We start from the raw sequence: 19,830 nt of genomic DNA on the forward strand, positions 1-19,830 counted from the left end.
GGGTATTGGCAGTGCTTGTCGCGGGCGGTGATCGCGGCGCGTAGGTGTCGGGTGAAGGTGCGTTCGGCGCGTCCGACATCGAGGACTTCCGCGTGGGGTCCGAAGATGATGCGGTTGATCTGGCTGTCGCACGCGATCCGGTCCAGCAGCGCGCGGGGGATCGGGGTGCGGTCTTCGTACTGCGGCCCGCCGGCGACCGCCTGACCGGTGAGCATCGCCGCCGTCAGCGCTGGCGGAGCGCTGGGGGCTGAGTCGTGGCCGCTGGCCGGGGTGACCGTCTCCTCAAGCAGCGTGCCCTGGGTGGGACGGGCCAGGGCGGCTCGGGCGCGGGCGCGGAACGTCGGTTCGTCGACCAGCACCGTGACCCGGGGCCGTACCGTCCGGCCGGTCCCGACCAGTCCCTGGTCCAGGGTGATCGCTGCGAGGTCGGCCAGCGCCTGGGCGCGGCGTTGGGTGGGGGTGCGGTCGTCGTCGACCGCCGGCACCGGCGTGACAGCGGCCAACGCGGCCTTCAACGTCTGGCCGTGCTCGATCGTCAGCTGCCCTTCCAGGTGATACCCGTCGCCCATGCGGGACAGTTCGAGGTGTTCGCGGTCGCAGGACTCGACGTAGCCGCGGTCGTCGGCGTCGGGGTCGGCGTAGGCGGCCCACTGCCGGGCCAGCACCCGCGTCTCATCCACCGACAACCGCGCCGCCTGGCCGACCAGGAACGCCTCGTTGCACTCGTGCGCCGGGTCCGCCAGCACCTCGCGGCGCTGCGCCGTGGTCGGCGCCAAGGTCGCCAGCACCTGCGCCTGCTCGACCGTGACCGCACCAGCGGCGGCGGCGTCAGAGGTGGCGGGCAGGTGGTCGCGCAGGGCCCGGCCCAGGCGGACCTGGGCCCGGGCGGTCTGCACCGACACCTGGTGGTCGTGGGACACCCACACCGGGAACGACCGGGCCCCGCTCAGCGCCCACAGCCCGTCGGTGTCGATCACCGGCAGCAGCCGCACCCGCGCCACCACCGCCCGACTGGCCACCACCGCCAACCGGCGCGCGACCACTGCCGCCGCCGGCCCGTCGACCACCGCCAGGTCCAGACCGGCCAGCACGTCGACCGCGGCCTCCATCGCCGACAACGCCGCACCCACCTGGGCGGAAAGGCGCGAAAGGTCACCGGAAGCGGCGCCCCCGGGCGGGGTGGGAGAAGTATTGTCGACACTCACGGCCCGCCCTCCTCCTGCCGGCTTGATCCCTCGGGTGACTTATTGCGATGCCGCAACTCTACGGCGGGCCACTGACATTCTCTGAAGCAGAGTCACATTGTGTGGACGGATGGTCGATGCGCGGGCCTGGGGGCGGCCGGGCTGCTCGATCTGCCGCCGCCCTGGGCGTGGGGCGGGCAGGAGATGAACAAGAAGAGCTTCGCTGAGATCGAGGGCCCGGCCAGAACCCACGGACCGTCGGTGCGCGAGCCCCTAGCAAACCCCCGAAGAACCACCGCGGAAACGCCGACGGTGACCACTCTCACAGCCTCCGCCGGTCCACCACCGGACGCCCTACGCACCCGCCGGTGTTGTCCATGACGTGCCCCGCACCCCCTGGCTCCCCAAGCGTGTCGTCGTCACCCGGTCGGCCGCTGACCTGCCGCACGGCCGGCGGATCGTCGACCGCGCGACCGCGGCCGGCGTCCCGCACGTCGAGGTGCTCGCGGGTGACCGCCTGACCGGCATGACCGCGGACACCCCTCGCGCGACCTACGCCCGGGCGAAGTCCACCCTGGCCGTCGTGGTGGCGCCGCCGTCGAAGCGCGCACTGCAGCCCATCCCGCCCAGCGCGGACTGGCGGGTCGACCTGGCCGAGGGGTGCCCTGCGCACTGCCAGTACTGCTACCTCGCCGGGTCGCTCACCGGTCCACCGGTCACGCGTACCTACGCCAACGTCGACCAGATCCTCGACGGCCTCGCGCCCGCGGTGGGACGAGGCTCGGTGACCACCGGAACCGACGCGCGCGGCGCGGAGGGCACCACGTTCGAGGTGTCCTGCTACACCGACCCCCTCGCGCTCGAGCACCTCACCGGGTCGCTGGCCGCCGCGATCACCCACGTGGGCACCACCGACCTCGGCGGCCCCGTGCAGCTGCGGTTCACCACCAAGTTCGCCGACGTCGAACCGCTGCTGGACCTGCCCCACGCCGGGCGCACGCGGGTCCGGTTCTCGGTCAACGCCGCCTCGGTCGAGCGGTTCGAGGGCGGCACCGCCCGCATGGCCGACCGCATCGCCGCCCTGCGCGCCCTCGCGCTCGCCGGCTACCCGGTCGGTCTGACCGTCGCGCCGATCATGCCGGTCGACGGGTGGCGCACCGAGTACGCCGCGCTGCTCGACGCCGTCGCCGCCGCGACCGACGACGTGCCCGGCCTCGACCTGACCACCGAGCTCATCACCCACCGGTTCACGCCCCGCAGCAAGGAGGTGCTGCTGGGCTGGTACCCGCAGACCCACCTGGAGATGGACGAGGACCTGCGCCGGCAGAAGCGCGGCAAGTACGGCGCCGTCAAGCACGTGTACCCGGCCGCGGTCATGCACGAGCTGCGCTCCTGGTTCGACGACGCGCTCGCCGAGCGTCTGCCCGCCGCCCGCTCGCTCTACTGGACCTGACGAGGAGATGACGTGACGCAGCCCACGTTCGACCTCGACCTCCTCACCACGCCGTCGCCCCGGCCCGACGACGCCCCGCCGCCCGCGCGCGTGTCCGGCGCCGCTCGCGCGACGCCGTCGTCGGCGACGGCCCGCGCCATCCCGGAGCCCGCGACGACGTCGTCCACCACGCCGCGCCCAGCCCGCCCCCTGCTCGACGTCCGCCGGATCTACGTCGAGCCGGAGGCCGCCGCGCTGCCCCGGGGCCGGCAGGTCCTGGACCGCTGGCCCGACGCCGAGCGGATCGAGGTCGCGTCGCACTGGAACATCCCCGAGCTGCACGGCGACGAGACCAACGTCGACCGCTGGGTGCGGATCAAGACCGAGGCGCTCGTGCTCGGGGTCAAGAAGTCCCTCGCCGCCCGCCCCAACGGCCGCTCGGCGGACTTCATCGCGCCGTCGACGGCGAACGGCTGCGCCATGGCGTGCGCCTACTGCTACGTCCCCCGGCGCAAGGGCTACAGCAACCCCGTCACCGTGTTCGCGAACATCGACCAGATCACCGGCTACCTGGCCCGGCACGTCGCTCGGCAGGGGGGCAAGGCCGAGCCGAACCAGTGCGACCCCCGGGCGTGGGTGTACGACATCGGCGAGAACAGTGACGTGAGCGTCGACGCAACCGTCAGCGACAACCCCCGCGACCTCGTCGACCTGTTCCGCGGCCTGCCCACCGCGAAGGCGTCGTTCGCGACCAAGTACGTCAACCGCGACCTGCTCGACTGGGACCCGCGGGGGCGTACCCGGGTGCGCTTCTCCCTCATGCCCGACCGCGTGGCCCGCCTGGTCGACGTCCGGACGTCCCGCGTCGCCGAGCGCATCGCCGCCATCGACGACTTCGTCGAGGCGGGTTACGAGGTGCACCTCAACTTCAGCCCGGTCATCGTGCACGACGGCTGGCTCGAGGACTGGGCCGAGCTGCTCGACCAGGTCGATGCCGGCATCGGTGCGAAGGCCAGGGCGCAGCTCGCGTGCGAGGTCATCATGCTGACCCACAACGAGGCCCTGCACGAGGTCAACCTGGGTTGGCACCCCCGGGCCGAGGAGATGCTGTGGCGCCCGGACCTGCAGCAGGCCAAGCGGTCCGAGTCCGGCGGGCGGAACGTGCGCTACCGCACGGGGGACAAGGGACGGTACGTGGCCGCGCTGACCGACCTCATCGCCGAGCGGCTGCCGTCCTGCCGCGTGCGCTACGCCTTCTGAGCGCGCCGGCCCCGCGCACACGGTCCCCGCGACGGGGTGACCGATGAGTTCGAGACGCCGGCCGAGTCATCCTGGCCGACACCGCACCGAGAACCGCCAGGAGCACCCCATGCGCACCGTGAGCACCGCCCTGTTCCACTCCGTCGACGGCGTCGTCGAGTCCCCGCACCTGTGGCAGCTGGACGCCTTCGACGACGAGCTCGGGGCGGCCATGAACGCCGCGCTCGCCGAGATCGACACCGTGCTGCTCGGCCGCGTCACCTACGAGCAGTGGGCCTCGTACTGGCCGGACAACGACACCGACGACTTCGGCGCGTTCATCAACCCGGTGGACAAGCTCGTCGCGTCGCGCACCCTCCAGGGCGACCTCGCCTGGAAGAACTCCCGCCTGATCGACGGCGACCTCGTCGAGTCGGTGTCCGCACTGAAGCGCACCGAGGGCGGCACCATCTCGGTGTGCGGCAGCATCTCGGTGGTCCGCCAGCTGCTCTTCGCCGGCGTCCTGGACTCGCTGATGCTGATGACGCACCCGGTCGTCGCCGGCTCCGGACGGCACCTGTTCGAGCCCGGCGACCCGCTGACGCGGCTCGCGCTCGTCGACGTCTACCGCACGTCCGCCGGCAACGTCGTCAGCACCTACGCGCGCCGCGGGTCGTGACGGGAGCGGGTGACCATGACCCTGGAGTTCGACGCCGACCTGTGGCGGTGGGACGCCCGACGCGACAGCTGGACCTTCGTCAGCGTGCCCACCGACCTGGCCGACGACGTGCTCGACCGCACGGCCGCGGCAGGGCCCCCGCGTGGCTTCGGGTCGGTGCGGGTCGAGGTGGAGCTCGGCGCCACGACCTGGCGCACGTCGCTGTTCCCTGATGCGACCCGTCGGACGTACGTCCTGCCGGTCAAGAGGGCGGTGCGCGAGGGGGCGGGCGTCGACGTCGGCGACACGCTGCACCTGCGCGTCCGGCTGCTCGACCTGTAGGCCACCGCGGTGGTCCCGGCCCCGACGTCGGGCGCCCGTGCCCCCGGGTCCGACGCCCGGCGCGTCGGCTAGCGTGCGAGGCGCACCGCACGCCCCCCACGCCGCCCACCACCCGGGCCGACCCGAGGACCTCGCCGTGACCCAGAGCGCCACCCCCGTCCCGACCGACCTGCTGGCCGAGGCGACCCGCCTCGCCGCCGACCTGACCGAGCTGCGGCACGACCTGCACCGGACCCCGGAGATCGGGCTGGAGCTGCCGCTCACGCAGGCGCGCGTGCTCGAGGCCCTCGAGGGGCTCGGGCTGGAGGTCACCACCGGCACCGGTCTGAGCTCGGTGGTCGCCGTGCTGCGCGGTGCGCACCCCGGGCCGGCGGTCCTGCTGCGCGGCGACATGGATGCGCTCCCGGTGACCGAGGACTCCGGTGAGACCTTCAGCAGCGAGCACGCCGGGGTGATGCACGCCTGCGGCCACGACCTGCACGTCGCCGGCCTCGTGGGCGCCGCCCGTCTCCTCGCCGCGCGGCGGGACCAGCTCGCCGGCTCGGTCGTCTTCATGTTCCAGCCCGGCGAGGAGGGCAACCACGGGGCGCGGATCATGATCGAGGAGGGTGTGCTCGACGCCGCGGGGGAGCGGGTCGTGGCCGCGTACGGCGTGCACGTCGTCTCGGCGATGATCGCGAACGGCGTCGTCACCGGACGCCCCGGGACCGCGATGGCGGCGGCCGACCAGATGTACGTGACGGTCCAGGGGCGCGGCGGGCACGGCTCGATGCCGCACCTCGCGGCGGACCCGGTCACCGTCGCCGCGGAGATCGTCCTCGCGCTGCAGACGGCCGTGACCCGTCAGTTCGACGCCCACGACCCGGTGGTCGTGTCCGTCGGGCGGATCGCCGCCGGCACCACGGACAACGTCATCCCGGGCGCCGCGGAGCTCGACGCCACCATCCGCACCTTCTCCCCGGAGCAGCACGCGGTCATCCCCGACCGGCTGATCCGCGTGGTCGAGCACATCGCGGCCGCGCACGGGCTCACCGCGGACGTCACCTACGTCCGCGGGTACCCGGTGACCGTCAACGACCCCGGCGAGGTCGCGCGAGCCGGCCGGGTGACGTCGGCGCTGCTCGGCGAGGCCGCCTTCCAGACGGCGCCGCGACCGGTGTCCGGGGCGGAGGACTTCTCCTACGTCCTGGAGCAGGTGCCGGGCGCCTTCGTGTTCCTCGGCGCCACCCCGCCCGGCGCGGACCCGGCGAGCGCGCCGTACAACCACTCGGCGCACGCGCGGTTCGACGACGACGCCGTCCCCGTGGCGGCCGCCGTGCTGGCCGGCCTGGCGCTGGACCGGCTCGCCCAGGGCTGAGGCGCACGCCGGTGCCTGGGTCGTTGGTCCCGGGGACCTTCGGCCCAGGTCGGCGGCCTGCGAGGGCGGCAGGGTGGGTGTCGAGCCCGGAAGCCCGCGGCTCACGAGAGCGGACGCGAACCGCCCTCGGACCACCTGGGAGGAACACCATGAGCACCAGCACGAGGTCCACCACCGTCGCCCGCCTGGCCGGGCTGCTCGCGATCATCGCGGGCGTCGTCCTGATCGCCGGGGGAGTGACGACCTGGGCGATGGTCCGCAGCCAGCTGATCGACGAGAACATCACCGTCGCCGAGGACGCCGCCCGGTTCGGCGGGGAGCGCGTCGACGGCCCGCTGGACGCCTACTTCCAGGCGGACATCATCAACCACCACGCACTCGAGGCCTCCGGCGGCCTGACCTACGCCGAGCTGGACCGCGAGGACCCGGTCCGCGAGACGATGATGAACGCCTCGTTCCTGCGGTCGTCCCTGTTCACCAGCGTGATCGCGTTCGGCGTCGCGGCGTTCGCCGCGGGCATGGGCATCATGCTCGTGCTGCTGGGCTGGGCGCTGCGCGCCCTGGCCGCCCGTCCCGCGGTGGGCGTCACCGGCGGTGCGACACCGCAGCACGTCGGGGTCTGAGCCCCGGCCGGCTCGCAGCCGCGACCGCCGGACGCCCACGGCCCCACGTCCACAGCCCCGCTCCCGTCACCGGGCGGCGGGGCTGTGGCGTGCAGCCGGGTGACGTCGGTCAGGCCAGCACGAGGTAGCCGGCCGAGACGACCGTGAGCACCAGGACCAGCCGGTCGAACACCGCCTGGTCGAGCCGTCCGGCCACCCGCCTCCCCACCAGCGCCCCCACCACCACGGCGGGTGCCAGCAGGAGGTCCAGCGTCAAGGTCTCGAGCGTGATGAGCCCGAGCCCCGCCGAGAAGGGGGTCTTGGCGACGTTGACCACGAGGAAGAACCACGCGGCCGTCCCGAGGAAGCGGCTGATCGGGAACCGGGCCGCGAGGAAGTACATCGACATGACCGGGCCACCGGCGTTGGCGACCATCGTCGTGAAACCCGCCAGCGCGCCGTAGACGCCAGTGTCCAGACGCCGTCGCCACGCGGGCGGCCGCGCCGGTCCGGTGTCCGGGACGACGGCCCGCTCGGCGCGCCGGGTCAGCGACCGGCGCACCAGCGTCACCCCGACCAGCGCGATCAGCAGCGCACCGATCACGCGCCGCACCGTGGCGTCGTCGGCCGCACCGAGGAACACCGTGCCCAGCACGACGCCGACCACCACGGTGGGCACCATGCGCCGCAGGGTCGGCCAGTCGGCGTGGGCGTGGTACATCCGCACCGCGAACAGGTCCCCCACGATCAGCAGCACCAGCAGCACGCCGGTCGACAGGCGGGCTGGCAGCACCGCGGCGAAGACGGCGACGGTCAGCGTCCCGGCCCCGGGGAGCGCGGTCTTGCTCAACCCGACGAGCGAGGTGGCGAGGACGAGCAGCAGGACGTCGACGCCGGAGAGTCCGAGCACGCGCCCGAGGGTGTCACGGACGACGGCGTCCGGCCCGCGCTGCGGTTCGTGGCTCGGCTTGCCAGACTGGGCTGCACGCCGCGACGCGACAGACCGCTCGCCCCGACGAGGAGGCCGGCCATGGACGACCCCCGCTGGACCGAGCTGGACCACGACGAGTGCCGCCGGCTGCTCCAGCAGCAGCGCATCGGCCGGGTCGCGGTCGTCGCCGACGGCGCGCCGCTGGTCCTGCCCGTCACCTTCGTGCTCGACGACGACGACGTCGTCTTCCGGACGTCCGTGGGCAACGCGCTCGACGCGGCCCTCGACGACTCCCCGGCGGCCTTCGAGGTCGACGGGATCGACGAGCCGAGCCGCACGGGCTGGAGCGTGCTGGTGCAGGGACGTGCCCGGTACGTCACGGGCGCGGCGGAGCTGTCGCGGGTGGACCGCCTCGGGCTGGTCCCCTGGGCGCCGGGGGACCGGCCGCGGTTCGTGCGGATCGCGGCGGACCGGACCACGGGCCGGCGGATCGGCGTCCCGCCGCTGCCGTCGAACTACTGGGGCTGACCCGCGCGCGACGACGGCGCGGCCCCCTCGGGGGAACCGCGCCGTCGCGCCGGTCGGCACCGGTCAGGTGGTGGCCCCCGCCGGTCGGAACAGGAACTGGTCGAAGCGGTGCAGGAACGCCGCCATGGCCTGCCGGGTCACCGGACGGCCGGGGCCGAAGGTGTCGGCGTCGTACCCGGTCGTGATGCGCGCCCCGTCCAGCCAGGCGATCGCCTCGGCGAACGGGTGCCCCGGCGGGACGTCGCCGTAGGACGCCGTGCCGGCGGCCTGCGGCTCACCGGCCAGGCGGTGCAGGAAGGCCGCCATCGCCTGCCGGGACACCGGCATGGTCGCCCCGAACGTGCCGTCCGGGTACCCGTCGGCGATGCCGGTCGCCACGAGCCACTCGACGGCGACGTAGAACGGGTGGTCCGGGTCGACGTCGGAGAACGACTGCGTCCCGGGCTCCGGCACCCACCCGTCACCGGCGTACCGGTACAGGAAGGCCGCGGTCGCCTGCCGGGAGACCGCCGACGCCGGGTAGAAGAACACCTCGTCGCCGACCGGGGTCCCGGTGCTCAGGCGGTTCTCGGCGAGCCACCGGATGTCCGGGTAGAACGGGTTGCTCGGCGTCACGTCGACGAACTCCGGCGCCGGGGCCGGGCTCAGCACCCCGGCTCCCGCGAACGCCTCGACGGCGGCCGCGACGTCGGAGGTCGGCAGGAGCTCGACGTCGTAGAACTCGGCCGGGTCCCAGCGGGCCTCGTCGAGCAGCGGCTCGTCCGCGGTGGCGTTGAAGGCCGCGAGCACGTCGACGGGCTCCCCGTTCACCTCGGAGCCGTGCTCGTGCAGCCGGGTCCCGCCCCAGTCGGCGATGATCCGCCCCGGGTCGACGCCGTCGGCCAGCACGAACGCGTTGTTCTCCGCGTACAGGCTCGACTCGACGCCGGCGCCCCAGTAGTAGGAGAACAGCCCCTCGTCGGTCTGCTCGTACAGGTTGTTGTAGACGTGCACGTCGCCGTAGCGCACGCGCGGTGCGCGCTGGCCGATGTCGCGCCACAGGTTGTGGTGCAGGGTCACCCGGTGCTCGCCCAGGTCCTGGGTGCGCGAGTCCGACGAGCCGATCAGCATCGTCTTGTCGTGGTCGTCGAAGACGTTCCACGACACCGTGACCAGGTCCGCGCCGTTCGTGATGTCGAGCAGCCCGTCGTGGATCTCGTAGTGGCGGCCGTAGACGTCCGGCAGGCTCCCCGGGGGGGTGTCGCCGTCGTCGAACGTGTTGTGGTCGATCCACACGCTGTACGAGGACAGGATCGAGACGTTGTCGTACGCGGAGTTCCAGTTGCCCTCGTCCGTGTCGCCCGGGTCCCACTCCGGGAAGCAGTCGCTCGCCTCCGAGATGTGCAGGTTCCGCAGGATGACGTTGTGCGCGTCCCGGATGCGCAGGTTGGCGCCGACGATGCCGGCGTCGTCACCGAGTCCCACGATGGTGACGTTGGAGCCCACGTGCTGCTGGATCTGCGCCGCCTGGATGCTCGAGGCGGCCTGGCGGGCCTCCTCCAGCGGTCCGGACGGGGCCGCCCGGCCCCACGGGCCTGCGGGGTCGAAGTGCGCGATGTAGTCGTCCATGCTGAACGGCTCGCCCGTGCCCTCCACGGTCACCTGGGCGGCGAAGTCGTCGCAGCTCAGGGCCGTGCCGTCCGCGGCGGTGTAGGCGTCGAGCACGCCGTCGACGTAGATGATCCGCGGCGTCGTGCTGGTGCGGGCGTCGGTCTGGCTGCCGCCGGGCGCGCCCGCGAGCGCGTCGCGCAGCTCCTGCCAGGTGTCGACGACGTAGACCTCGTCCTGGGTCGCGGCCGAGCCGCCGGTGGTGCCGGTGGCCTGCGCGTCGACGTCGTTCGGCGAGGTCGGGCCCACGAAGGACCCCCAGCCGTCGCCCTCGGCCAGGACGGCGCGCCCGAGGTCGCCGGCCTCCTCGTGCTCGGCCGCTGCCGCGGTCGGTGCGCCGGCGCCGACCAGCAGCATCGACCCTGCCGCCGCGGCCACGCCCCAGCGTGTCCCTGCTCCGTGTCGTGCGGTCCTGCTCATGCGAGACCCCCTCGTCCCAGTGCGGCCGCCGTCGCCCGGTGACGGTCAGATGTGCGGGCGCGTCGCCCGCGGGGTCGACGGCGGTGATGGTGACGCCCATGGCCGCGACGTCCCTGTCTCGGCCCGGCACAGGCGCCGGGTGCCGACCTCACCATGACACCGGCCACGGGGAAAGCGCAATCCTTCCCGTCCGCCCGATGTCCGTGCGGCGACGACGCCCGGGATCACGCCTCGTGGCATCCTAGAGGTAAGCGCTTTCACCCCTCAGACCCGGGAGCTTGCCGATGACGTCAGCCACAGCCCTCCGCCGCTACGCCGTGGCCGGGACGGGCCACCGGTCCCAGATGTACGTCGACGCGATGCTCGGCGACCACGCCGACGTCGCCCAGCCGGTCGCCTGGTGCGAGCCCAACCCGGGCCGCGCCGCCTTCTACGACGGCCTGCTCGAGGCGGCCGGCCGCGGGCCGCTGCCGCGGTACGAGCCGGACCGGCTCGAGGACATGATCTGCGAGCAGCGGGTCGACGTCGTCGTGGTCACCGCGCCGGACCACACGCATGCCGACCTGGTGACCCGCGCGCTGCGGGCCGGCGCGGACGTCGTGGTGGAGAAGCCCCTGACGATCGACGTCGACGGCTGCCGCCGCATCAACGCCGCCATCGCCGAGACCGGCCGCGACGCCGTGATGACGTTCAACTACCGCTACTCGCCGCGCAACTCCTCGCTCAAGGAGGTGATCGCCTCCGGGCGGATCGGCACCGTGACGTCGGTGCACTTCGAGTGGGCGCTGGACACGGTGCACGGGGCCGACTACTTCCGCCGCTGGCACCGCGAGAAGCGGCTGTCCGGCGGCCTGCTGGTCCACAAGTCGTCCCACCACGTCGACCTGGTCAACTGGTGGCTCGACGACGCCCCCGAGCGCGTCTACGCGCGCGGCCGGCTCGCCTTCTACGGCGACGCCGGGTCCGGTGCGGCCCAGGCCGGGCCGCGACCGGCGCGCGGCAGGGACGCCGAGCCGGGGGACCGGTGGTCGCTCGACATGACGCAGGACGAGCGGCTCCGACGGCTGTACCTGGACGCGGAGCACCACGACGGGTATCTGCGCGACCAGGACGTCTTCGCCCCCGGCATCACGATCGAGGACACCATGGCCGTCGTCGTGGACTACCGCGGCGGGGCCCTGCTGACGTACTCGCTCAACGCGCACGCCCCGTGGGAGGGCTACCGGGTCACGGTCAACGGCTCGGAGGGCCGCGCCGAGCTCGAGGTGGTCGAGCGCGGGTCGGTCGAGTTCGACGCCTCCGGCCACGCGGTGCTCGACCCGAGCGCCCGGGAGGCGGCGAGCGCGGACGTGCTGCGGCCGCAGGGGCAGCGGCTGGTCGTGCAGCGCCACTGGGAGCGGGCGCACGAGGTCCCGGTGCCGATGGGTCGGGGCTCGCACGGCGGCGGCGACGCGATCCTGCTCGCCGACGTCTTCCGCGGCCGCATCCAGGACGACCCGCTGGGCCGGCCGGCCGGCCACGTCGACGGCGTCCGCGCGGTCGCCGTGGGCATCGCGGCCAACGAGTCGATGCGTACCGGGCAGGCGGTCGACATCGACGCGCTGGGGCTGGGAGCGGACCTGCGCAAGCGCTGAGCGGCGCGTCGGGACGTGCGCGGCGGCGCCTGCGCCGGTCAGTCGGCGGGGGCGCCGGCCGACGCGGCGGAGGTGCCGGCCTCACCGGCCCGCGTCCACGGCGCCCCCAGTGCGGTGAACGTCCGCAGCTCGGTGGCCACCCGGGCGCACCACTGCTCGACGTCGCGCACGACGGCGTGCCGGTCGGGGCCCTCGCCGCGCCACTCGACGAGCTCGGCGGGGACCGGGGCGGGGTCCGGCGCGGTCCGGATCGCCTCCATGACGCGCATGAACCCCCCGGACTCCACCAGCGGGCTGACCAGCCGCACGTCCGGGTCGCCGACGTGGTCCACCAGGTTGGCGAGCAGTCCCGTGCTCGTGCACGCGACGGTGCGCGCCCCGGCCACGCCGTCGACCTCGACCACGTCGGACTTGTACCGGAAGGTGATCCGTCCGGCGGAGCCGTGCACGGTGACGCGCGGCTCGGTCTGCTCGGCCGCGCACACCGTCAGCCCCATGGCGATCGTCGTGCCGCCGGCGGCCGGTGTGGTCACCACCCGGACGGCCGAGGTGTCGTCGGCCTCGATGTCGTTGGCGCGGTAGAGGTCGGTCTCGACCTCGGCGACGTCCTCGGCGCGGTTGGCGCCGGCGAGCCGCAGCGCGGCGGCGACGGCGTGGGCGAGCGGGTTGGTCACCACCCCGTCGACGACGTCGACGCCGTCCAGCCGGCGTCGCCCCGCCCACGGGGCACGCTCGAAGTAGGAGACCGGGCGCAGCCACGTCCCCTCGACGCCGATGCCGGTGACGTCCCCGATCTCGCCCTCGGCGACGAGCCCGGCGATGTGCGCGTAGGCGTCCGAGCCGTTCGCCTGGAAGCCCACCTGGCAGGCGCGGCCGGTCTCGGCGGCGACCGCGAGCAGCGCCCTGTACTCGGCGAAGGACGCCGTCGGCGGCTTCTCGAGCAGCACGTGGCAGCCCGCGCGCATCGCGGCCGTGGCCAGCGGGGCGTGGGTCGGGATCGGGGTCGCGATCGCCACCACGTCCGGGGGGTCGGTGGCGAGCAGGTCAGCGAGATCGGTGTGGTAGGCGGCGTCGCCGGCCAGCTCGGCGGCCTCACCGGACAGCGGCCGGCGGTCCACCACGCCAGTGACCACGCACCGACCGGCGGCCGCGAGGGGTTGCAGCGTGCGAAGGTGGACCAGCCCGAAGCCGAGGACGCCGACGACGGCGACACGGACGGGCGGGCGGGGTGTGGCGTCGCGGAGGCCGGACATGCTGGAAAGCGTTTACTCACGCGTGGGGGATGTCAAGCGGCCAGGTCGCTGGTGCGCCGGCCGGCCCGACCGGGGGGTCACCTGCCGCCCCGTCCCGCGGTGACCGGCCCGCAGTCCACGCAGGGCACGGTTCGGTATCCATCCGCCGACGCGCTTGACGACGCCCGGAGCGCGGTCGCATAGTGGAAGCGCTTTCCGAGGGCGGCGGTGTCGCGTGCCCGCTGTCCGGGAGTTTCTCGGTCCATCAACGACGATCCACCGAAGAGGGAGCATGATCCGTCCTCCCCATGCAGGTCCGCGCGGAGCCGTCCGCGCCGACCGACCCGTGCTCCCCGCCGGCCCGTGGCGCCCCGCTGCGCGCGCCGGCGCGCGGACGGCCGTCGGGGCCCTGACCGTTCCCGGAGGTGTCGATGTCCGCCCTGTCTGAGCTCGGGTCCCTGCGCAAGCAGAAGGGTCAGGCGAGCCGCAGCCCGTTGGAGAAGAACGACGGCAAGTACGCCATGTTCTTCCTCGGGCCGTGGCTGATCGGCCTGGTGCTCATCACGGCCGGGCCGCTGCTCGCCTCGCTGTACCTGTCCTTCACGGACTACGACCTGCTCAGCGACCCTGAGGTCATCGGCGTCGAGAACTACCGGGCGATGCTCGAGGACCCCCGGCTGCTGACCTCGTTGCGGGTCACGTTCACCTACGTCTTCGTCTCGGTGCCGCTGCAGCTGATCGCCGCGCTCGGGCTGGCCCTGCTGCTGGACCGCGGCATGCGCGGGCTGGCCCTGTACCGGTCGGTGTTCTACCTGCCGTCGCTGCTCGGTGGCTCGGTCGCCATCGCGATCCTGTGGCGGCAGATCTTCGGCACGTCCGGGCTGGTGAACCAGTTCCTCGGGCTGTTCGGCGTCGACGGTCCCGGGTGGGTGTCGCACCCGGACTACGCGCTGGACACGCTCATCATCCTCAACGTGTGGACGTTCGGCGCGCCGATGATCATCTTCCTGGCCGGTCTGCGGCAGATCCCGGAGATGTACTACGAGGCGGCCGCGATCGACGGCGCCACGAAGCTGCGCCAGTTCTGGTCCATCACCATCCCGATGCTCACCCCGATCATCTTCTTCAACCTCGTGCTGCAGTTCATCGGGGCCTTCCAGAGCTTCACGCCGGCATTCGTGGTCTCCGGCGGGACCGGTGGGCCGGCCGACTCGACGCTCTTCTACACCCTGTACCTGTACCAGCAGGGGTTCACGAACCTCGACATGGGCTACGCCTCGGCGATGGCCTGGCTGCTGCTGGCGATCATCGCCGTCCTCACCGCCCTGAACTTCTTCCTCTCCAAGTACTGGGTCTTCTACAATGACTGATCTCCAGGACGCCGCCGAGACGTTCGTCGTCGCACCGAAGCGGCCCGCCGACCGGCCCGAGCCCCGCACGGGGCGGGCGCGGTCCGTCGTCAAGCACCTCGTGCTCATCGCCGTCGGCGTGGTGATGCTCTACCCGCTGCTGTGGATGCTCTCGTCGTCGATCAAGCCGAACGACCTGATCTTCCGCGAGCCGGGCCTCATCCCGTCCGAGCTGGACGTCAGCAACTACACGGTGGGCTGGGACGCGCTGCTGCACCCGTTCAGTCACTACCTGATCAACTCGGCCGTGATCGTCATGGGCTCGGTGCTCGGGAACCTCATCTCGTGCGCGCTGGCGGCCTACGCGTTCGCCCGGTTGAACTTCAAGTTCCGCACGCTGTTCTTCGCGATCATGCTGATGTCGATCATGCTGCCGATCCACGTCGTGATCGTGCCGCAGTACATCCTGTTCTCCGAGCTGGGCTGGATCAACACGTTCCTGCCGCTCATCGTGCCCAAGTTCCTGGCCACCGACGCGTTCTTCGTGTTCCTCATGGTCCAGTTCTTCCGCGGCATCCCCAAGGAGCTGGACGAGGCGGCGCGCCTGGACGGGGCGGGGCACATCCGGATCTTCTTCCGGATCATGCTTCCGCTGTCGCTGCCGGCCCTGGCCACGACCGCGATCTTCACGTTCATCTGGACCTGGAACGACTTCTTCTCCCAGCTCATCTTCCTGACCAACCCCGACAAGTACACCGTCCCGGTCGCACTGCGGACGTTCGTGGACTCCACCGGCGCCAGCTCGTGGGGCTCCCTGTTCGCGATGTCGATCGTGTCGCTCATCCCGGTCTTCCTCGTGTTCCTCTTCGGCCAGAAGTACCTGGTCAAGGGGATCGCGACGACCGGCATCAAGTAGTCACCGCCCTCCACACCGCCCGGGCGCCGGTCTCGACGACGAGGCTCGGACCACGACCCCGCGACCAGCGGGAACGACGCACAGGAGACACCGATGCGTACCACCCTGCGTACCACTGACCGGCCGCGCCGCCGGCTGATCACCATGGCCACCGTCCTGACGGCCGGTTCGCTCGCGCTGGCGGGCTGCGGCCAGGCCGACAACCTCGCCGAGAACAGCGGCGAGGAGCCCGCCGCCGAGGGGGGCGACTGCGAGCAGGCCGAGCTGCGCTACGCGTGGTGGGGCTCGGACGTGCGCCACCAGCTCAACCAGGAGGTCATCGACGCGTTCGAGGCCGAGAACCCGGACATCACGATCACGCCCGACTTCACCGACTGGGCCGGGTACTGGGACAAGCTCGCCACCGGGGTGGCCGGTGGTGACACGCCGGACATCCTCATGCAGGAGGAGCGCTACCTGCGCGACTACGCCGAGCGCGGGGTCATCGCGAACCTGGACGACTACGACATCGCCACGGACGCGATCGACGAGAACATCCTCGCCGCGGGGCAGACCGACGGTGCGCTGTACGGCATCCCGACGGGCGTCAACGTGTACTCCGTGCTGGCGAACCCGGCCGTCTTCGAGCAGGCCGGTGTGCCGATGCCGGACGACACCACGTGGAGCTGGGACGACTTCCAGGAGACCGCGATCGCGATCGGGCAGACCGACGGCCTGTTCGGCATGCAGGACCACGGGTACAACGAGCCGGGGTTCATGGTCTTCGCCCGCCAGAACGGCGAGCAGCTCTACACCGAGGACGGCGAGCTCGGGTACCAGGACGAGACCCTGGTCGAGTGGTGGGAGATCGCCCTGAACCTGCAGCGCAACGGTGGTCAGCCGTCCGCGTCCGAGACCGTCGAGATCCAGTCGCTCGGCCCGGAGCAGTCGCTGCTCGGCACGAACCGCGGCGCCATGGGTGCCTGGTGGACGAACCAGCTGACGGCCATCGAGACGGCCGCCGGGACCGAGCTGGAGCTGCTGCGGTGGCCGGGGGAGAGCCAGGGCGAGCGCACCGGCATGTACTTCAAGCCCGCGATGTACATCTCGATGTCGGCGGACACCGAGTGCCCCGACGCGGCCGCGGCGTTCATCGACTTCATGGTCAACAGCGAGACGGCCGGTGAGCTGCTGCTCTCCGACCGTGGTCTGCCGGCCAACACCGACGTCCGCGCGGCGATCGCGGACGACCTGAGCCCGAGCGAGAAGAAGGCGGCCGACTTCATCGCCGACCTGGAGGACGAGATCATCGACGGCACCCCGGTCCCGCCGATCGGGGCCGGCGAGGTCGCGGCGATCCTCGACCGCTACAACAACGAGGTGCTGTTCGAGCGCATGACGCCGCAGGACGCCGCCGAGCAGTTCCGCTCGGAGGTCGAGGCCGCGATCGGCTGACCCGGTCACCGGCGGCACGCCGCCGGGACCACCGACGGACGCCCCGCACGACGGCATGTCGTGCGGGGCGTCCGTGCGTCCCGGCCGGGTCAGCGGGCGCTGCGCTCCTCCGCCGCGGCCAGGTCGGGGAACAGCCGCTCGAGCGCCGCGCGCGCGTGCCGCACGGCCAGGTCCTTCGCCTTCGCCTCGAGCATCACGTCGAGCGGTCCGGGCGCGGACCGCAGCAGGTCGACGAGGTCCCACGGCGCGATGAAGTCGGCGTGCGGAGTCAGCCGCGGAGTGACGGGCACCCGCTCGATCCGACGGCTCCCGGCAGGCTTGCGCTCGGCGACCTCCAGGTCGACGCGTGGGCTGGACAGGTGCACCTTCGGGCGCACACCGGGCGCCCAGGTGCGGTAGGTGTCGGCCAGCGCCTGCGCCGGGGGGAGGGTCACCGACTCCACCGACGTGCGGTGGTGGTGGTGGTCGTAGGCGATCCGCACCCCGGTGCGCCGGTGCAGCTCGAGCACGTCGGCGACGCCGAAGGGTCCGTCGTCGTTCTCCAGGGCCAGCCGCGCCCGGGCACGGTCGGAGAGCCGCTCGTAGGCGCGCGCCCAGCGGTCCAGCGCCGAGGGTCGGTCGCCGTAGAGCCCGCCCACGTGCACGACGACGGCGCCCTCCGGCCCCTGGCCGAGGGCGTCCAGCAGCGCGGTGTCCTGCTCCAGGTCCGCGGCCGACTTCCCGGTGAGCACCGGGTCGGCGGAGTTCAGCACCGTGTACTGGCCGGGGTGGGTGGACAGGCGCAGCCCCATCGCGGTGGCCCGCGCTCCCAGCGCGGTCAGGGCGTCGCGGCACTGGTCGATCTGCCGGCGGTAGTCCAGGTCCGGCAGGTCGGGGTGGGTGCCGTACGGGATGGTCTGGCTGGACAGCCGGAACATGCGCACGTCGATCGCCTCGAGGCGGTCCAGCACCGGCCCCAGCATCTCCAGCGAGCGGGACAGGTGGGGTCCGCTCTGCCAGCGTCGGGTGTCGGCGGTGGGCAGGCCGCCGTCGCCGAGCACCTTGACCGCGAAGCCGAGCCGGTAGGGGTGGGGCACGCGCCCATCCTGACCCGGACCGCCCGGCCCGGCCCGTCGAGCCGCCCGTCGAGCGGCCCGGCCCGGCCCGTCGGGCGGCCCGTCGGGCGGCCCGTCGGGCGGGCTACCGGGCGGTCGGTCGGCCGAGCGGGCCGGCCGGGCGCCCGACGGCTCCGCGGCCGGCCCACGTCGCCGTCAGTGGCGGCCGGCGCCGTCGTCGTCGACGTCCGCGGCGGCCGGTCCGGGGCCGGTGTCGGGCTGCGCCGCACCGGTCCCGTCGCCCCCCGTCGGCGAGGCGGCGCGGGTCGAGTCCGGCCCGGGACCGGTGGGTGGCGTGACCGTGGTGTCGTCGGGGTCGGGGGTGCGTGAGTCGGACGTGCTCATCGGTGCTCCTCGAGGTCGTCGCCGGGCGGGTCGCGGGGTCGCTGGCAGGGACGCCGCGGGCACCGCCGGCAACGATGCCCGCACGGTCGCACGCTAGACCTCAGCGGGAGGGCGGCGCGACGCCCGGCCTACGCTGCAGGCCATGGACTGCGACGTGGTGGTGGTCGGTGCGGGGGTGGCGGGGCTGGAGTGCGCCCGGTCCCTGCACGAGCGGGGCGTGTCGGTGTGTGTCCTGGAGGCCGCGGACGCCGTCGGCGGGCGGATCCGCACCGACCACGTCGACGGCTTCACGGTGGACCGCGGGTTCCAGCTGCTGAACCCGGCCTACCCGGCGGTCCGCCGTCGGGTCGACGTCGCCGCCCTCGAGCTGCGGCCGTTCCTGCCCGGGGTGGCCGTGCGCCGGGACGCCGGCCTGGCCCTGCTCGCCGACCCGCGACGCGCACCCTCCCGGCTGGGACGGACGCTCGCGAGCGGCTACGCGCGTCCGGGTGAGCTGCTGGCCCTGGCGCGGTGGGCGGCGCCCGCCCTCGGCCCGGTCGACCGCCTGCTCCGGCGGCCCGACGCCCCGCTCGGGCGGTCGCTGACCGACGCCGGCGTCCACGGGGCCGTGCGCCGCGAGGTGCTCGAGCCGTTCCTGGCCGGCGTCCTCGCCGAGGACGTCGGCGCGACGTCGGCGCAGTTCGTCCGCCTGCTCGTCCGCAGCTTCCTGCTGGGCACCCCCGGTGTCCCGGCCGCCGGCATGGCGGCGCTGCCGCAGCAGCTCGCCCGCGGCGTCCCGGACGTCCGGCTGGGTGTGCAGGTCCGGGGCCTGGAGCGCACCGGCGCCGGGCAGCGGGTCCTGACCGACGGCGACGCGGTGACCTCACGCGCCGTCGTGGTCGCCACCGACGGCCCGGCCGCGGCCCAGCTCGTGCCGATCCCCGCACCGTCGATGAACGGCCTGGTCACGCACTGGTACGCCACCGACCAGCCGCCGTCTGCCGGCGCGCCGACCGGTCCGACGGCCAGGTCGTCGACGTCGTCCGTGGTGGTCGTCGACGGGCGCCGCCGCGGGCCGGTCGTGAACGCCGCCGTGATGACCGCGTCGGCGCCGACGTACGCCCCCACCGGCATGCACCTGGTCGCGGTCACCTGCCTGCTCGGCGCCACCCCGCCGGACGAGGCGACCGTCCGGCGGCAGGCCGGGCAGATGCTCGGCACCGACCCGCGGCCCTGGAACGAGCTCACCCGGCACCTCGTGCCGCATGCGCTGCCCGCGCAGGTCCCGCCGCTGACCGTGCGGCGCCCGGTCGACCTCGGGAGCGGACGGTTCGTGTGCGGTGACCACCGCGACACCGCCTCGACCCAGGGCGCGCTGGTGTCGGGGCGCCGCACGGCCGCCGCGGTGCGCCGGTGGCTCCGGGGACCGGACGGACCCGTGCCCGGGGACGGACCCGTGCCCGGGGACGGACCCGTGCCCGGGCCGGCCCGGCGCTCGGCCGGCTGA

At 73.4% G+C, this 19,830-nt stretch carries 18 protein-coding genes; 12 read left to right on the forward strand and 6 right to left on the reverse strand.

Annotated features, from left to right (window positions below; genetic code table 11):
• Positions 1-1,109 (reverse strand): DUF222 domain-containing protein (locus tag Q0840_RS17240; RefSeq protein WP_298461999.1); only part of this gene is annotated, 1,109 nt, incomplete at its 3' end.
• A 457-nt stretch (positions 1,110-1,566) separates the two neighbouring features.
• Between Q0840_RS17240 and Q0840_RS17245 the strand changes: the two genes are divergently transcribed.
• From Q0840_RS17245 to Q0840_RS17270, 6 genes are all read left to right on the forward strand, one after another.
• A complete protein-coding gene (locus Q0840_RS17245) occupies positions 1,567-2,637 on the forward strand; it encodes a spore photoproduct lyase family protein (protein WP_298461855.1) in 1,071 nt (356 codons plus the stop codon).
• 189 nt (positions 2,638-2,826) lie between these two features.
• Positions 2,827-3,876, forward strand: coding sequence for a spore photoproduct lyase family protein (locus Q0840_RS17250; protein ID WP_367183150.1), 1,050 nt, complete (start codon positions 2,827-2,829; stop codon positions 3,874-3,876).
• Between the two features lie 109 nt (positions 3,877-3,985).
• Positions 3,986-4,534, forward strand: coding sequence for a dihydrofolate reductase family protein (locus tag Q0840_RS17255; protein ID WP_298461860.1), 549 nt, complete (start codon positions 3,986-3,988; stop codon positions 4,532-4,534).
• Positions 4,535-4,549: 15 nt separating this feature from the next.
• Positions 4,550-4,855, forward strand: coding sequence for a DUF1905 domain-containing protein (locus Q0840_RS17260; protein WP_298462001.1), 306 nt, complete (start codon positions 4,550-4,552; stop codon positions 4,853-4,855).
• Between the two features lie 136 nt (positions 4,856-4,991).
• Complete coding sequence (locus tag Q0840_RS17265; RefSeq protein WP_298461865.1) at positions 4,992-6,212, forward strand: M20 family metallopeptidase; 1,221 nt, start codon at positions 4,992-4,994, stop codon at positions 6,210-6,212.
• A gap of 149 nt (positions 6,213-6,361) precedes the next feature.
• A complete protein-coding gene (locus Q0840_RS17270) occupies positions 6,362-6,835 on the forward strand; it encodes an aromatic ring-opening dioxygenase LigA (RefSeq protein WP_298461868.1) in 474 nt (157 codons plus the stop codon).
• 109 nt (positions 6,836-6,944) lie between these two features.
• Here the strand turns inward: Q0840_RS17270 and Q0840_RS17275 are convergent, their stop codons facing one another.
• Entirely contained in the window at positions 6,945-7,724 is a 780-nt protein-coding gene (locus tag Q0840_RS17275) for a sulfite exporter TauE/SafE family protein (protein WP_298461873.1), read from the reverse strand.
• Positions 7,725-7,844: 120 nt separating this feature from the next.
• Here Q0840_RS17275 and Q0840_RS17280 point away from each other — a divergent pair, with 120 nt between their 5' ends.
• Positions 7,845-8,273, forward strand: coding sequence for a pyridoxamine 5'-phosphate oxidase family protein (locus Q0840_RS17280; RefSeq protein WP_298461876.1), 429 nt, complete (start codon positions 7,845-7,847; stop codon positions 8,271-8,273).
• Between the two features lie 63 nt (positions 8,274-8,336).
• On the opposite strand, the gene Q0840_RS17285 is transcribed toward Q0840_RS17280, so the two are convergent.
• The gene (locus Q0840_RS17285; protein ID WP_298461879.1) at positions 8,337-10,340 is read right to left on the reverse strand and encodes an S-layer homology domain-containing protein; all 2,004 of its coding nucleotides are present in this window, start codon (positions 10,338-10,340) and stop codon (positions 8,337-8,339) included.
• A gap of 284 nt (positions 10,341-10,624) precedes the next feature.
• Here Q0840_RS17285 and Q0840_RS17290 point away from each other — a divergent pair, with 284 nt between their 5' ends.
• Complete coding sequence (locus tag Q0840_RS17290) at positions 10,625-11,974, forward strand: Gfo/Idh/MocA family protein (protein ID WP_298461882.1); 1,350 nt, start codon at positions 10,625-10,627, stop codon at positions 11,972-11,974.
• A gap of 38 nt (positions 11,975-12,012) precedes the next feature.
• Here the strand turns inward: Q0840_RS17290 and Q0840_RS17295 are convergent, their stop codons facing one another.
• Positions 12,013-13,227: a Gfo/Idh/MocA family protein gene (locus Q0840_RS17295; protein WP_298461885.1), complete on the reverse strand. Its 1,215-nt coding sequence runs from the start codon at positions 13,225-13,227 to the stop codon at positions 12,013-12,015.
• A 410-nt stretch (positions 13,228-13,637) separates the two neighbouring features.
• On the opposite strand from Q0840_RS17295, the gene Q0840_RS17300 reads away from it, so the two are divergent.
• The 3 genes from Q0840_RS17300 (at position 13,638) to Q0840_RS17310 (ending at position 16,905) form a co-directional block, all read left to right on the forward strand.
• Positions 13,638-14,576: a carbohydrate ABC transporter permease gene (locus Q0840_RS17300; protein WP_298461886.1), complete on the forward strand. Its 939-nt coding sequence runs from the start codon at positions 13,638-13,640 to the stop codon at positions 14,574-14,576.
• The gene (locus Q0840_RS17305) at positions 14,569-15,471 is read left to right on the forward strand and encodes a carbohydrate ABC transporter permease (protein WP_298461889.1); all 903 of its coding nucleotides are present in this window, start codon (positions 14,569-14,571) and stop codon (positions 15,469-15,471) included. Before Q0840_RS17300 ends, Q0840_RS17305 begins: the two co-directional genes overlap by 8 nt.
• Positions 15,472-15,564: 93 nt before the next feature.
• Positions 15,565-16,905, forward strand: a complete 1,341-nt coding sequence (locus Q0840_RS17310; protein ID WP_298461892.1) for an ABC transporter substrate-binding protein — start codon at positions 15,565-15,567, stop codon at positions 16,903-16,905.
• Positions 16,906-16,994: 89 nt separating this feature from the next.
• Here the strand turns inward: Q0840_RS17310 and uvsE are convergent, their stop codons facing one another.
• Positions 16,995-17,981: a UV DNA damage repair endonuclease UvsE gene (gene uvsE / locus Q0840_RS17315; RefSeq protein ID WP_298461894.1), complete on the reverse strand. Its 987-nt coding sequence runs from the start codon at positions 17,979-17,981 to the stop codon at positions 16,995-16,997.
• A 174-nt stretch (positions 17,982-18,155) separates the two neighbouring features.
• Positions 18,156-18,344 carry a hypothetical protein gene (locus tag Q0840_RS17320; RefSeq protein WP_298461898.1) on the reverse strand — a complete coding sequence of 63 codons (189 nt, stop codon included), beginning with the start codon at positions 18,342-18,344 and terminating at the stop codon, positions 18,156-18,158.
• A 142-nt stretch (positions 18,345-18,486) separates the two neighbouring features.
• Here Q0840_RS17320 and Q0840_RS17325 point away from each other — a divergent pair, with 142 nt between their 5' ends.
• Complete coding sequence (locus tag Q0840_RS17325) at positions 18,487-19,830, forward strand: FAD-dependent oxidoreductase (protein WP_298461901.1); 1,344 nt, start codon at positions 18,487-18,489, stop codon at positions 19,828-19,830.

The sequence above is a fragment of the uncultured Cellulomonas sp. genome, from assembly GCF_947494015.1.
Taxonomy (GTDB): domain Bacteria; phylum Actinomycetota; class Actinomycetes; order Actinomycetales; family Cellulomonadaceae; genus Pengzhenrongella.